This window comes from Microbacterium sp. ZXX196 (genome assembly GCF_009709595.1).
GTDB lineage: Bacteria > Actinomycetota > Actinomycetes > Actinomycetales > Microbacteriaceae > Microbacterium > Microbacterium excoecariae.
On record NZ_WMEE01000123.1, the window covers coordinates 1 to 278 of the forward strand.

1 protein-coding gene is annotated in these 278 nt (G+C 44.2%); it reads right to left on the reverse strand.

Translation table 11 applies throughout. The features are described from left to right. On the reverse strand, positions 1–278 hold a 278-nt coding region (locus tag GJQ66_RS12495; protein ID WP_230379595.1), incomplete at both ends, for an accessory Sec system protein Asp2.

Genomic DNA, 278 nt, shown 5'->3' on the forward strand with positions numbered 1-278 from the left:
AAGCATTTCCTCATATACACCGCTTTCAAAATCATCTTCGATCATATAGGAAATGATAAATTTTGATTCTCCCCAATCCGCAGAATCGAATTTTTTCCAAAACTTTTCATTCACCTTTTTTATAGCTTCCAGATCCGTATCTCCGCCCAGGAACTTCAATACATCCAGTGACGTGGGATATCCGCCGGGACGGGAATATTTCTCATTCGCGGCCACATTGCCGATTCCTGCCAGTGGTTTCATTAATACCAGTGCGTGCGGCCGGATATCGCAGCCAT